The sequence below is a fragment of the Microbacterium sp. SGAir0570 genome (genome assembly GCF_005491085.2).
Lineage (GTDB): Bacteria > Actinomycetota > Actinomycetes > Actinomycetales > Microbacteriaceae > Microbacterium > Microbacterium arborescens.
Genome location: NZ_CP027929.1, coordinates 3,223,680 through 3,237,874 on the forward strand (window position 1 = coordinate 3,223,680; position 14,195 = coordinate 3,237,874).

Sequence of the window (14,195 nt, forward strand, 5' to 3'; positions counted from 1 at the left end):
TTCTCCCGCGCGGCGGAGGCCTGCTCGGCGGAGGCAGTCACTTCTTCGCGGGGTCGTGGCCCCAGTTCATGAGCGAATAGCGCCAGGCCGTCTCGGTAATGTCGCCCGAGGGGCGCTGCGCGAGGTGCCGGTTGACGTAGCCGACGACTTTCCGCATGTGCTTCAGGTCCGATTCGGTGAGCTCGTCCTTCTTGGTGCGGAGGAGGTCGACGATGCGTCGGCCCGACTGGTGGCCCGTCGACTCACCGCCGCCGTCCTTCTGACCGACCTTCTTCGACTCGTCGGTATCGAGCCATTTCTCGAGCTCGGCGGGGCTCATGTTCACGGCGTCGCGGAACTCGTGCCGCGTCTGGTCGTCGTCGTCACTCATGGTGCGATGGTGCCCGCGGCTGCGCCCCAGCCGCATCCTCTTGACAGCAGGATGAGTCAGCGCGTCATGCCGCCTTTTCGCGGTTTCTGCTGTCGGCGGGTATGGCGATTCCTGCACAATTCGCGTACGTCGCGACTTATCCACCGTCGAACGTATATCCACCTCCAATGTCGGAGGTCACTGACATTATGGGAACATGACATCGAACGACGGTGGAGGGCTCGGGCGCGACGGTGCCGCAGATGCGTCGCCGCACGCCGACGCGTTCTCCGTGTTCGCGGAGGCGCTCGACCAGTTCCATGCGGCTGATGTCTCGCGGGTTCGTGCGTTGGCGGAGCTGGGTCGGTCGGCGTTGCGTGAGGCGCAGCGTGACGGGGTGCGGGGGATGGCGTCGGACATGGAGCTGCGGTCGGTCGCGGCCGAGGCGGCGGGGATGGCGCGGCTCACCGACCGGCGGTTGCAGGGTGAGATCGACCATGCGATGACCGTCATCGACGACTATCCCGCGGTGTTCGAGGCGTGGGTTTCACGGCGGATCGAACGCGGCCACGTCGACGTGGTGGTGAAAGTCGGCGCGGGGGTGCCCGCGGAGGTGCGCGATGCGTTCGCCGAGGCAGCGATCGCGGTGTGCGAACGCGACGTGCCCTCCCGGGTTCGAGGGACGCTCGAAGCTCTCGCGGCCCGGCTGCACCCGCAGACGTTCACCGAGCGGCACAAGGCCGCGGCGGCGGAACGATGCGTTCGCGTGTTCCACGGCACGGACGGGATGTCGAACCTCATCGCGAACCTGCCCACGGCGATCGCCACGGGGATGCTCGACCGGCTCACGCAGATGGGACAGTCGGTGAAGGACGCCCGGGTGGAGAGTGCCGGGGCTGGCGCGGATGCCACCGGCGAGGATGCCGGCGGGATGGCTGGCGCGGATGTTGCTGGCGCCGGCGGCGCGGATGGCCCTAACCCGGGCGATCCAGATGCCGCCGGGTCGGGCGAGCCCGCCGATACGCGCACGATGGATCAACTGCGGGCCGACATCCTCGGCGACCTGGTGCTCGGCGGGGCACCCGTGATCGACCCGACCTACGGGACCGACCGGCCCGGTGGACTCGGCGCGATCCGAGCCCGGGTGCAAGTCGCCGTCACCGCCGAGACCCTGACGGGGCGCGACGAGCACCCGGCCGAGGCGGTCGGGGCTGGGCTGATCGACGCCGACACGGCACGACAGCTCGCGGGACAGGTATCGGAGTGGGACCGGCTCTTCATCGACCCGGTCACCCGGACCCCGGTCGAGATCGACACCCACCGGCCCACCGCATCGATGAAGAAACTGCTCACCGCCCGGGATCAGCACTGCCGGTTCCCGGGATGCCGCCGAGCGGCGATCCGCTGCGAGATCGACCACACCGTCGATCACGCTTTGGGTGGGCACACCCACATCTTCAACCTCGCCCACCTCTGCCAGCGGCACCATTCGATGAAGCAATTCACGAAATGGGAAGTCCGGCAGCTCGGCGGCGGGGTCCTCGAATGGACCTCACCCCTCGGGCGGGTCTACCGCGAAGACGTCCCCATACCCGCGGTGTGCTTCACCATCGACACCGCCGACCCGCCACCGGACAGACCACCCTTCTGACCGCGCGGCGTCTCGGGCGGGTCTCATATCCGGCGCATAGGTCCACCCAACGATACGGATGGGCTGACCGGCGATGCTCGGTGGTCGAACCGACTGAGGAGTCCGACGTGAACCGCATCCCCGAACCCGACCACACGCCCGCAGGGCCGGCCTACGAGGGCCGTCTGCTCGACCGCGCCGACGACGAGGTCGTCGACCAGGGCGCCCCGTTCGACATCCGCACGCTGATGAGCCGCCGCTCCGTGCTGAGCCTCGCCGGCCTCGGACTGGGCGCCGCAGCTCTCGCGGCCTGCACTCCCACGGCGACCGCCTCGCCGTCGGCCTCGGCCACCGCGACACCGGCATCACCGGCGGCGTCGACGCCACCCGCGACGCCGGACGCCGGCGCGAGCCTGCCGGCGGGCGAGATCCCCGACGAAACCGCCGGCCCCTACCCCGGCGACGGGTCGAACGGACCCGACATCCTCGAGCGGTCCGGAATCGTCCGCAGCGACATCCGATCGTCGCTCGAAGGCGGGACGACGGCCGATGGCGTGCCCATGACCCTCCGGCTCACGATCCTCGACACGGCCCGGGGCGACGTCCCGTTCGCGGGTGCCGCGGTCTACGTCTGGCACTGCGACGCCGCCGGCGGGTACTCGATGTACTCGAACGGGGTCGAGAACGAGACCTACCTGCGCGGCGTGCAGGTTGCCGACACATCCGGCGTCGTCACCTTCACCTCGGTCATCCCCGCCTGCTACACGGGCCGGTGGCCGCACATCCACTTCGAGGTGTACCCCGACACGTCGGCGATGACCGACGCCGCGAACGCCGTCGCGACATCCCAGGTCGCCCTCCCCGAGGACATCTGCACCGCCGTCTACGCGCTCCCTGCCTACAGCGGTTCCGCGCGCAACCTCGAGCAGGTGTCGCTCGCCTCCGACAACGTCTTCGGCGACGACGGCGGCGCGCTCCAGCTCGCGACGGTCTCAGGAGACACGTCATCCGGGTACGGCGTCTCACTCACGGCGCGAGTCGACACGACCACGACCCCGACGGCGGGCGCCGCTCCGGGCGGCAGATCGCCCGGCCGACCCTGAACCGTCCTCGCAGCGTGAGCCCGCATGATGCCACGCAACCCTCATGGCTGGCCAGGAGGGACCCGCCGGCCCTCGCATGAGGTGGAATGGGATCACCGCTACGAAGGGACAACCACCATGCGCGGAGTCATCATGCACGCCCCCGGCGACGTCCGCGTCGAGGAACGCCCCGACCCGGTCATCGAGAAGCCCACGGATGCCGTCATCCGCGTGGCGGCGGCCTGCATCTGCGGCTCCGACCTGTGGCCCTATCGCGGCGAAGACGCCATCAAGCGCCCCATCCCGATGGGGCACGAGTACGTCGGCGTCGTCGAGCAGATCGGCGACGATGTCAGCGGACTCTCCGTCGGCGACTTCGTCGTCGGCTCGTTCATCGCCTCCGACAACACCTGCGAGATCTGCCGCGACGGCTACCAGTCGCACTGCGTCGACCGCGTGCCGATGGGCCGTCTCGGCTCGCAGGCCGAACGCCTGCGCGTCCCCCTGGCCGACGGCACGCTCGTCGTCGTCCCGGGCCAGCCCACCGACGACCAGATCCGCGGCCTGCTGGCGGCATCCGACGTGCTCGGCACCGGGTGGTTCGCCGCCGTCGCCGCTCAGGCCGGCCCCGGCAAGACCGTCGCGGTCGTCGGCGATGGCGCCGTCGGACTTCTCGGCATCCTGTCGGCCAAGCAGCTCGGGGCCGAGCGCATCATCGCGATGTCGCGCCACGCCGACCGCCAGGCGCTCGCCCGCCGGTTCGGCGCGACCGACATCGTCGAGGAGCGCGGCGGCGACGGCGTCGCGCGAATCAAGCAGCTCACCGACGGATTGGGCGCGCACTCGGTCATCGAAGCGGTCGGCACGCAGGAGTCGATGATGCAGGCGATCCGCTCCACCCGCGCCGGCGGTCACGTCGGATACGTCGGGGTCTCACACGACGTCGAGCTTCCCGGCGCCGAACTCTTCGGATCGGGCGTGCACCTGCACGGCGGGCCGGCTCCCGTGCGGCAGTACCTCCCCGAGCTGATCGAACTCATCATGTCGGGGGCGATCGACCCGGGCGCCGTCTTCGACCTGACGCTGCCGCTCGACGATGCCGCCGAGGGCTACCGGGCCATGGACGAGCGCCGCGCCACGAAGGTGCTGCTCACCCTCTGACCGGCACCGGGATTCACGGCATCCGATCCGACACCCCGTCCAGGATGCCGCCGGCACGGCGTGTCTGCCGCGATCCCTTGCATCCGGGATCGCGGCAGACCGGGCTCAGCCCCGCGTCGTGACCGCTCGCCGGCGCACCCGCGCGACGATGAGGAGCAGGCCGACGAGGCTCAGCCCTGCGGCGAGCGCCAGCGGCGCGGGCGAGACCTGGCCTCCGGATGCCGCGAGCGAGCCGATCGCCCGGGCGTCCGAGCCACCGGCCGGCGCCCCGGCCGGACCGATGCCCGACGACCCTCCCGACGACCCTCCCGGCGAACCCGTGCCGCCGGGGGTTCCCCCTCCCGGCTCGCCCGTGCCCGGCTCACCCTCACCGGGTGCCGCCGTGACGTCGGCGAGTCCACCGTGGGTGAGGCTCAGGTACGGCGCCGAGTGGATCGTCGTCATCGGCCCTTCCTCGGCGAGCAGCGCCGCGCGCTGGTCCGTCGGGAAGTGGTTCTGCGCCAGCTCGAAGTAGCTCATGCTGTGCGCCAGGACCCCCGCGTCGCGCAGGTAGTCGATGGTTCGCACATTCGCGAGCTTCGCCGGGTCGCCCGTGTAATAGGGGAAGGATGCCGGGTCGGCGACCCATCCCGTCGCGGCGTCCGCGGCGTCGGCGAGCCCGCGCCCGTTCGCGTTGACGTGAGCGTGCACGTCGTACCCGTGCACCGACAGCGTCTCGGCGACGAGGAAGAGCGGCAGCAGCGAGAAATGGGTGTACCAGATGCCGTAGTCTCCGACGCCGTTGTTCCGATCGACCTCCTCCGGGAGGTGCCCGTTCTCGTCGATCTGGTGCTCGAGCAGCTCGACGGCGCGCGCGTTCGCCGCGTCGAGCCCCGCCTCGTCGTCGAGGTACGCCGCCACGGCGGTCGTCGTCTCGAGGGCCCAGCTGCCCCAGTTGTTCGTGCGGTGCAGGATCGACGCCGCGACCGGCGACGCCGTCTCGCGCAGGAAGCCGGCGAACACGGCCTCCGAGGCCGCACTCCACACCGACGTGCCGCGCAGCAGCTCGGCAGCATGGACGAAAGCCGGGAAGTGGTAGCTGAAGGCGAGCGCGGAATCTTCGCGGGTGCGCACGCATTCGACCGTCGTGGTCCAGGCGTCGATGAACTGCGCGGCATGCGCACCGTAGCGGGCCTCGCCCGACAGGCGATACGCCAATGCGAGCTCGTAGGCGGTGTTCGCGTCGTTCTGCAGCCCGTCCCGTGCCGCACGGTGCGCGGTCGGATCGTTGTAGAAGAACGGCACGAAGAACGTCGTCGGCGGGGCGGGCGCTCGCTCGAGACCCGCGTCGGCAGCGGTGAGCAAACGTGCGTACGCGAACGCCTGCGGCTGCTCGCCCGCCGCGATGCGCGCCGATACCGCCTCGACGCGGGCGTCGCTCACGAGCACCTCGCCGCGGCCGGCATCCGTCGCCGGCGTCCCCGACCAGCCGACGCAGTCGGTCGGCACCGGCTCGGCCCGATCGATGACGCCCGACAGCTGCACGGAGGCGGCCGACATCCGGACGTCTCGGTGCGCCGCGAGGGCGAACCCGCTGCCCGAGAAGGCGGCGTCCGTGACGTCGATCAGCGTCGTCGCCTCCCCGACGCCGCCGAGGCCGACCCGCATCCGCTCGCCGTCGAGCGAAGCCGTGACCGTGACCGGGCCGGACCCGGGGCGAGCGTCGGTCTGCGCGGTGCCGAGTACGGCGACCTGACCGTCACCGGCGGCGCGGATGACCGCCAGCTCACCGCTGTTGCGGACGAGAACGGTGTAACCGGACTGCGTGTAGTCGTCGGCCGTTCCGGTGCGACGCACCGTGAAGCCCGCCCACGCGCTGGCTCCCCCGCCCGCAGCGGAGAAGGTCACCATCGCGGTCGCCGCCTGGTCGAGGCCGCGGCCGGTCAGCGCGAGGATCGACCCTCGTGACGACCCCGGCTGCACGACTCTCGCGACGCCGTCCGCTGCCTCCCACGTCCCCGCTGCGGGCAGCCATTCGGACGTCAGCTCGTCGAACGCCTCGTCGATCGTCGCGGGCGGTGTCGGCGCGGCGGTCGCCGGGAGGGCTGCCATCGTCAGCGCGACGACGCCGATCAGACCGAGCGAGAATCTCCATCGATTCTTCATGTCTTACCTTTCGTCGGGGTTTTCGGTGTTCACATCACGCGCAGCGAGACGATCCGCGCCTGCGCGGCACCGTTCGTGGCCGTCACCCGCACTCGCAGGCCCGTCACCCCGTCGACCTCGACCTCGTGCACGCGCTGGCGTCGGCGATTCGCCGTCACGCTGACCCGTTCGACCCAGACGCCGTCGGCGCCGCAGGTCTCCACGACGTAGTCGCGGACGAGCTCGGGGAACACGCGATCAGGTGTGCGGTGATGGTGCAGAGTGTTCAACTCGACGTCGGTGTCGTCGTCGAAGACCAGGCGCACGGTGCTGATCGACTGCGCGTCATCCCACGCGAGGGCGAGGTGCGGTGCTGCGTCGTCGGGACGCGACATCCACAGGTTCGGACCGCCGAAGAACCGCTGGTAGCCGCCGACCGCCTGCGGGGCCGCGAACGCCGCGGTGTCGGGGTGCAGGCGCACGCGCGGGGTCCGTCCCCGCATCGGGATCGCCGGCCACGCGATGACGCTCTCCGACTCGTCGACGGCGACGTTCTGATCGCCATCGGCCTGAGGCCGGTGCGGCAGGGTCAGCACTCCCGGCACCTGAGCCTCGGCCAGCACGACGCTCACGTCGGGGTCGGCACCCAGCACCACGACGACGTTCTCGGGCTCGTCCGGTGTCCATGCCAGGGGCAACCGCACCCACTGCGGATCGGCGGCTGCCGCCACATCGACCGAGACCCGCGAGCGTTCGTCGATGGGAACCGCGTTCTGCCGACGCCCGGTGGTCCACAGGGCGGCGGTGAGGGTCGTGTCGCGGGCCACCGTCAGCAGGACATCCAGGCCGTCGAGCCGCGGGTCCACGGGAACGAGCACGCCCAGGTCGGAATCGAGAGGGTGCTCAGCGACAGCGGCATCGGGAACCAGCTCGACGGGATCGACCGTGGTTGCTGCTGACGACGCCGACACGCGGGCGTGCCGCGCCAGGTCGGCCGGATCGGTGTTGCGCACGCCGAACACCGAGGCGTCCTGGCGCAGGAGCACCTGGCGCAGCTCGTCGGCGTGATCGACCGCCAGCGCCCGCGGACGCACCCCGAGGTCGAGCGCGAGGGCGGCGCCGGTTCCCGCCGCCTCGCCGCCCGCGCCGCACGTGGCCATGACGCGGGTCGAGCCGAATGCCACGTGGCTCGCCGAGATGTCGCGGCCCGCCACGAGCAGGTTCGCGACGTTGCGCGAGTAGTAACTGCGGAACGGAATGCCGTAGATGCCGTTCGAGTACCGCTGGTGCGCCCCGGCCTCGGTGGCGTACATGCCGTCGACCGGATGCAGGTCGATCGACCAGCCGCCGAACGCGACGTCGTCGTGGTGGTCGACCTGATCGAGGATGTCGTTCTGCGTCAACACGTGGTCACCGAGGAATCGGCGGTACTCGCGCTTGCCCGGGATCGTGCCGACCCATTCGAGGTCGAGGGTCTCGGCGTCGAAGCGACCCGAGTTCTTGATGTAGTCCCAGATGCCGAAGATCACCGAGCGCAGCTCGTCGCGGATCGCCTCGTTGTCGTGAACGGTGTCGAGGTGGCCGCCCCACTCGATCCACCAGTAGTGCGCGCCCGAGTCGCCGGACCGCAGGATCCGCGACGTCGGGATCGGGGTTGTCGTGATGTCCTTCGCCGAGTCCGGCGCGACGAAGTCGACCGGTCTGCCCACATCCTTGGTGTAGAAGAGGATCGTCGAACCGAGGAGCTCGTCATCGGCCGTCTCGGGCGCCCACGCCTCGCCGAACTCGCCGCGGGCCTCGCGGCCGATCCGGAAGTCGGCGCCGGCCAGGTACCCGATGAGGCCGTCGCCGGTGCAGTCGAGGACGTACGGGCCGCGGAACGTCGTGGCGATCTCCGACCCCATCGTCCACCCGTGCACCGCCGTCACGACCCGCTCGCCGTCGACGTCGTCGGTGTCGATCTCGCGCACATCCGTGTTGAGGAACAACCGGATGTTGGGCTCGGCCCGCACCGCGTCGAGCACCACCTCGTCCCAGATGATCGGGTTCCCCTCCGGGTTGCGGTACTGGTTCTCGACATAGAGCTCGCCGATCACGCCGCTCTCGCGGGCGAACCGCTGGATGCCGTGCGACGTCGCGCCGACGACCCAGACCCGCACCTCCGACGACGAGTTGCCGCCCAGCACCGGCCGGTTGCCGATGAGCGCCACCCGCTTCCCCAGTCGCGCGGCGCTGATCGCCGCGCAGACGCCGGCGAGGCCGCCGCCGACGACGGTGATGTCGGATTCGATGTTCTGAGTGCGCATGGTTCCTTCAGGGCAGGGGGGACACCGGCGGGAGCGAGACGGCTCCCGCCGGTCGGATGGCGGTCTGGTCGAGCGGTGAGGCGAGCGGGCTCAGAGCAGGCGGGAGATCGCCTCCCCCGCGCTCTTCATCGCCGCGGCGGGCTGGGCCTGGCCGATGAGCACCGCCTGGACCTGTTCGGCGATCGCGGTCTCCATCTGCCCGTACGCGGGGTACTTCCACAGCGGGCTGGGCTTCGCTGTCGCGGTGATCGACGACGTGAACGCCTCGACGAAGGTGTTCGAGGTGACCGCGTTCGACGAGAGGGCGGCATCCGTCGTCGGCGGTAGGCCGAGCGCGGTGAAGTACGTCTCGCTCTGCGCGGTGTCGCTCGTGAGCCACGATGCGAAGTCGGCCGCCGTCTGCGCCCCCTCGCCGTCGACGACGACGACGAGGTGTCCCCAGAGGACGTGCTGCGGGGTCTGACCCGCCTTCAGCACCGGCCGGGCGATGGGGGTCATCTTGTCGCCGAGCGAAGCGTCGGGCGACTGCGACAGCACCGCCGACTTGCCCACGGGCGCGTCGTCGTAGAGCGCGGTCGACCCCTGTGCGAAGAGGGTGCGGGCGGCGGCACGGTCGACGTCGGGCGCGATGAGCCCCTCGTCGTAAAGCTTCTTGTACCACTCGACGGCCTTGATCGACGCTTCGTCACCGATCGCCGAGGCGTCGCCGTCGACGATCGGCGAGCCGAAGGTCTGCATCCACACGACGATGTCCTTGAGCTGCGCGGCCTTCGTGCTCGCCGCGTACGGGATCACCCCGATGCCCTTGAGCGCACGCAGGCCCTCTTCGAACTCCTCGATCGTGGCGGGGGTGAGCGACGCCCCGGCACGGTCGAACAGCTCGGCGTTGCCGATGAGACCCACGGCGCCGATCGTCCAGGGCAGTCCGAGCTGCTTGCCGTCCGACTTCCCCGCGCCCAGCGCGGCATCGGTGTATCCCTTGCCCTGCGCGAACGCCGAGAGATCGGTGAGCTTCCCCAGCGCGGCGAGCGCCGACAGCCAGGCGACGTCGAGCTGGGCGGCGCCGGCGAACTGACCGCCCCGTACCTGCAGCGTCAGCTGGTTGAGGTAGTCGTTGTACGGGTAGGCCACCGTGTCGATCTCGATGCCCTGCGCCTGCCGGAAGCCCGACAGGGCCGACTCGATCGCCGGCTTCGCCGCTTCTTCCGAGAGGCTCCACGACGAGAACGTGAAGTCGGTGGCGGTGCCGCCGCCCGGCGTCGCGGCCGGCGCACCGGAGCCTCCCGGGGCGCAGCCGGCGAGCCCGAGCACGGCCGCGCCGCCGATGCCGAACACCGAGTAACGCAGCAGCGTGCGCCGCGAGATGTCCTGGACCATGAATTCTCCTTCGAATCGGGTGGGTGGGTCAGCCCTTGACCGCGCCGGCGGTGATGCCGCCGACGAGGAAGCGCTGGAGCAGGATGAACGCGACGCATACCGGCACCGACACCACGAGGGATGCCGCCATGAGCGCGGGCCACGAGGTGCTGGCCTCGGAGATGAAGGTGTTCACGAGGCCGGGCGGCAGCGTCTGCCGATCGGGCCCGGCGAGAGTGAGCGCGAAGATGAAGTCGTTCCACCCGCGGACGAAGGCGAACAGCCCCGCCGCGACCAGACCGGGCGCGGCCAGCGGGAACACGACCGAGTGGAAGATGCGCCACGGACCGGCGCCGTCGATGCGCGCCGCCTCGATGAGGTCGTCGGGGAGCGCGTCGAAGAAGCCTTTCAGCATCCACACGCACAGCGGCAGCGTGAACGTCGTGAACGACAGGATCAGCGCGAGGTAGGTGTTCAGGAGACCGAACTGGGCGAAGACGAGGTAGAGCGTGACGAGCAGCAGCGCCTGCGGGAACATCTGGCTCGAGAGCACGAAGTACATCAGCGACTTGCGACCGGCGAAGCGGTACTTCGAGAAGGCGTACCCCATGTACATCGACACCACGACCGACAGCACGGCGGTCACGACCGACACGATGACGCTGTTGCGGAGGTAGCCGAAGATCTGCTCGTTGCCGAAGACCGTCGCATAGTGCTCGAACGTCACCTGGGTGGGGAAGATGGCCGGCGGGAAGGCGAACACGCGGTCGCTCGGCGTGAGCGACGTCACGAGGAGCCAGTACACCGGGGCGAACCCGAACAGGACGATGACGGCGAGCGCGGTCCACATTCCCCAGCGGATGCGGGTGCGTCGGCGTCGTGTCGGACGCGGGGACCCGGGGGTCGTCGCGGCCGCTGCCACGGGCGCGGGAACGGGGGTGATGGTGCTCATCGGGAGCCTTCCTTCTCGCCGCGCTCGGAGAGCCAGACGTACACCACGACGAGTACGGTCAGCAGCGCCATCCAGACGATGCCGAGCGCGCCGGCGTGGCCCAGGTCGTACCCGCGGAAGGCGGTGTCGTACACCTCTGTCGCGAAGGTGCTGGTGGTGCCGGCGGGGCCGCCGCCGGTCAGCACGAAGATCGTGTCGAAGTGCTGGAAGTTCCAGATGAACTCGAGCAGGACCACGAGGGCCGCGACGCCGCGGATGTGCGGCCACGTGACGGCGAAGAAGCGGCGGGCGACGCCGGCTCCGTCCATCGAGGCCGCCTCGTGCAGTTCGCCGGGGACCGTCTGGAGCGCGGCCAGGAGCATGACCATCACCCAGGGGAACGTGTTCCACGTCTTCGCGATGATGAGGGCGCCGCGAGCGGTGTCGGTCTGGAAGAGCCAGGCGACCGGGCTGTCGATGGCGCCGAGGCTCATGAGGATGCCGTTGAGCACGCCGTAGTTGGCATCGAAGATCCACATCCAGAGGAAGGAGACCACGACGCCGGGAATCAGCCACGGGATGAGGAAGGCGCCCCGCAGGATGCGCTGGCCCGGGAAGCGCTGGTTCAGCACGAGCGCGAGCGCGAGCCCGATCAGGAAGGGCGCGATGGTCGCGCCCACGGTGAAGATGAGGGTCTGCCAGACGAGACGACCGAAGTCGTCCGCGAGGACGGCGGACAGGTTCTCGAGCCCCACAAACTCCATGCCCGGATAGAGCAGGTTCTCGTCGAAGAACGCCGAGACGAGCGACCGCAGCAGCGGATAGAGCACGATCGCGCAGAGCAGCACGAACCCGGGCAGCAGCAGGAAGACCAGGAAGGTGCGCTCGCTCAGCCGCGAGCCGAGTCGGCCCCGTCCGGGGCTCTCGTGAGCGGTCACGCTCGAAGAGGTCATCGTCGTCCTTCGTTTCGTCGTCCGGGCCGTCGTCTGCGACTCCCGGGGCGGCGACCATCCGCGTCGCCGAACTCAGAGTGCACGACGTGCGCACAGTGCGCAACTGCCATGCACTATGTGCATAATAGGGTGACGAACATCGGCGGCGAAAGCGAGGAAGCATGGCTGCGGAGAAGGGCGCCAATCAGAGCGTCGAGAAGGCGATCACGGTTCTCGAGACCTTCTCGGGGGGCGAGCCCATGCGCGTGAGCGATGTCGCGCGCGAAGCGGGGATCGGCCAGTCGACCGCATCCCGTCTGCTCGCGACCCTCGAGGCCGGCGGGCTGGTCGAGCGCGACCCGCAGACGTCGCTCTACTTCCTCGGCGCCGAGCTCATGACCCTCGCGGGCATCGCGATCAATCAGAACCGGGTGCACCGAGTCGGTCGTCAGATCGCGCAGAGCCTCGCCGGTGAGATCGGCCTCGGTGTCAATATCGCCCTCCTCCGCGGTGCGGAGCTGGTCTACCTCTGCAACTTCGAGGGGCCGCTCTCACCGAAGTCGCACACGCTGATGGGTCAGCGCGTCCCGTTGCATGCGACCAGCATCGGCAAGGCCACGCTCATCGGCACGAATCGCGAGAAGCGCCAGCGGTTGCTGCCGGAGCTGCCCGGATTCACCGAGGCGACCATCACGACGCACGATGACCTCGACCGCGAGGTCGCGCTGACCGCGCGACGCGGGTACGCGATCGAGGTCGAGGAGTTCGTGCTCGGACGGGCCTCGACCGCCGCGCCGATCCTCGACCGCAGCGGAAAGATCATCGCGGCCGTATCCATCTCCGGGCCGCTCACGGCGATCGATCTCGAGACGCGTGGCGCGGAGCTGGGCCGGACGGTCGTCGAGACCGCCGACCGCATCAGCTCAGGCCTGGGCTATCAGGGCCCGGCCTGAGCCTTGCGGTCCGAGCGGCGGCGCCCCGCCCGCGCGATGAAGAACAGGACCGTCCCGACCACGATGTAGCCGGCGGTACCGAGCCACACCGGGCCGGTCTGCTGGGTGAGCAGCACGATGCTGGCGATGATCGCCAGCACGGGCACGACCCGGGGCACCGAGAAGTGCTTGTGCTCGACCTTGTCCTTCTTCAGCACCAGAACGCTGACGTTGGCCGAGAGGAAGACGAGCAGAAGCAGCAGCACCGTCGTCTCGGCGAGCGTTCCGATGTCGCCGAGCACGGTGAGAAGCATCGTGGCGCCGGCGACGACGAGGATCGAGACCCACGGCGTGCGGCGCTTCGACAACACCCGGCCGAAGGCGTGCGGCAGCAGACCCGACTCGGCGAGGCCGTAACCCACGCGACTGGCCATGACCATGAAGAGGAGGGCGCCGTTGGCGATCGCGACGAGGGCGATGAGGCTGAACAGCCACGGCGGGATGGCGACGCCGCTGGCGGTCACGACATCCAGCAGCGGACCGGTCGATTCGGCCAGCTCGGCCGGCGGCACCACGATCACGGCACCGATCGCGATGAGCAGGTAGACGACAGCCGCGGTGATGATGGCGCCGAAGAGCGCCCGCGGGTACGACTTCGAGGGGTTCTTCACCTCTTCGGCCATGTTGGCCGCCGCTTCGAAGCCGAGGAACGAGAAGAAGGCGACGATGGATGCCGCGAACGCCCCCTGCAGCGGGGGCACATCCGGGGCGAACTCGAAGACGCGCGCCGGCTCGCCACCGCCGCCGGCGAACACCATCGCCGCGACGAAGATGACGATCACCAGACCCGAGACCTCGATGATCGATGCCACGAAGTTCGTTGCGAGCGACTCGCGCACACCCCGCAGGTTGATGACGGTGAGCACGGCGATGAAGGCGATCGCCACCGGGATCGGCGGGATGTCGAACAGCGCGGCGAAGTAGTCCCCCGCGAACGCGTTGGCCAGCGCCGCCGCCGTCGTGATGCCCGACGCCATCATGAGGAACCCCACGAGGAACGACAGGAACGGGATGCCGAACGCCTTGTCGACGTAGCGGGCGGCACCGCCCGCGTGCGGGTACTTCGTGATGAGCTCCGCATAGGTGCCGGCGGTGAGCAGCGCGACGACGAGCGCGATCAGCAGCGGCAGCCAGATCACGCCGCCGACGTCGTTCGCCATCGTTCCGACGAGGGTGTAGATGCCGGCGCCGAGGGTGTCGCCGACGATGAATGCGAACAGGAGGGGGGTTCCGATGGCCCGTTTCAGCCCGGGCCGATCGTCGGCGATCGGCGCACTGGTGTCGTTGGTCATCGCAACACTCCAGCGCCACATCCCGAATTCGGACAACCCC

General features: G+C 69.8%; 11 protein-coding genes. 4 read left to right on the forward strand and 7 right to left on the reverse strand.

Going from position 1 to position 14,195, the window contains the following annotated elements:
• Nucleotides 1-37: 37 nt before the first annotated feature.
• Nucleotides 38-370 carry a DUF3140 domain-containing protein gene (locus C1N74_RS15290; protein ID WP_023953619.1) on the reverse strand — a complete coding sequence of 111 codons (333 nt, stop codon included), beginning with the start codon at nt 368-370 and terminating at the stop codon, nt 38-40.
• A 196-nt stretch (nt 371-566) separates the two neighbouring features.
• On the opposite strand from C1N74_RS15290, the gene C1N74_RS15295 reads away from it, so the two are divergent.
• The 3 genes from C1N74_RS15295 (at nt 567) to C1N74_RS15305 (ending at nt 4,222) form a co-directional block, all read left to right on the forward strand.
• Nucleotides 567-2,000 (forward strand): HNH endonuclease signature motif containing protein, encoded by a 1,434-nt coding sequence (locus tag C1N74_RS15295; RefSeq protein ID WP_137750849.1) that lies wholly within the window; start codon nt 567-569, stop codon nt 1,998-2,000.
• A 107-nt stretch (nt 2,001-2,107) separates the two neighbouring features.
• Nucleotides 2,108-3,082, forward strand: coding sequence for an intradiol ring-cleavage dioxygenase (locus C1N74_RS15300; protein WP_137750850.1), 975 nt, complete (start codon nt 2,108-2,110; stop codon nt 3,080-3,082).
• 117 nt (nt 3,083-3,199) lie between these two features.
• A complete protein-coding gene (locus tag C1N74_RS15305; protein WP_023953616.1) occupies nt 3,200-4,222 on the forward strand; it encodes a zinc-dependent alcohol dehydrogenase family protein in 1,023 nt (340 codons plus the stop codon).
• Between the two features lie 105 nt (nt 4,223-4,327).
• Here C1N74_RS15305 and C1N74_RS15310 read toward each other — a convergent pair whose 3' ends face one another.
• The 5 genes from C1N74_RS15310 to C1N74_RS15330 form a co-directional block, all read right to left on the reverse strand.
• Nucleotides 4,328-6,367 (reverse strand): alginate lyase family protein, encoded by a 2,040-nt coding sequence (locus C1N74_RS15310; RefSeq protein ID WP_137750851.1) that lies wholly within the window; start codon nt 6,365-6,367, stop codon nt 4,328-4,330.
• A gap of 29 nt (nt 6,368-6,396) precedes the next feature.
• Nucleotides 6,397-8,652 carry an FAD-dependent oxidoreductase gene (locus tag C1N74_RS15315; RefSeq protein WP_137750852.1) on the reverse strand — a complete coding sequence of 752 codons (2,256 nt, stop codon included), beginning with the start codon at nt 8,650-8,652 and terminating at the stop codon, nt 6,397-6,399.
• 90 nt (nt 8,653-8,742) lie between these two features.
• Nucleotides 8,743-10,029, reverse strand: a complete 1,287-nt coding sequence (locus C1N74_RS15320) for an extracellular solute-binding protein (protein ID WP_103842582.1) — start codon at nt 10,027-10,029, stop codon at nt 8,743-8,745.
• A gap of 28 nt (nt 10,030-10,057) precedes the next feature.
• Nucleotides 10,058-10,960 (reverse strand): carbohydrate ABC transporter permease, encoded by a 903-nt coding sequence (locus C1N74_RS15325; protein ID WP_114598332.1) that lies wholly within the window; start codon nt 10,958-10,960, stop codon nt 10,058-10,060.
• On the reverse strand, nt 10,957-11,892 hold the full coding sequence (locus tag C1N74_RS15330) for a carbohydrate ABC transporter permease (protein WP_114598331.1): 936 nt from the start codon (nt 11,890-11,892) through the stop codon (nt 10,957-10,959). Before C1N74_RS15330 ends, C1N74_RS15325 begins: the two co-directional genes overlap by 4 nt.
• A gap of 161 nt (nt 11,893-12,053) precedes the next feature.
• Between C1N74_RS15330 and C1N74_RS15335 the strand changes: the two genes are divergently transcribed.
• Nucleotides 12,054-12,824, forward strand: a complete 771-nt coding sequence (locus tag C1N74_RS15335; protein WP_023953610.1) for an IclR family transcriptional regulator — start codon at nt 12,054-12,056, stop codon at nt 12,822-12,824.
• On the opposite strand, the gene C1N74_RS15340 is transcribed toward C1N74_RS15335, so the two are convergent.
• On the reverse strand, nt 12,809-14,155 hold the full coding sequence (locus C1N74_RS15340) for an APC family permease (protein WP_064955841.1): 1,347 nt from the start codon (nt 14,153-14,155) through the stop codon (nt 12,809-12,811). The two genes, C1N74_RS15335 and C1N74_RS15340, sit on opposite strands and share 16 nt — an antisense overlap.
• Nucleotides 14,156-14,195 lie beyond the last annotated feature (40 nt).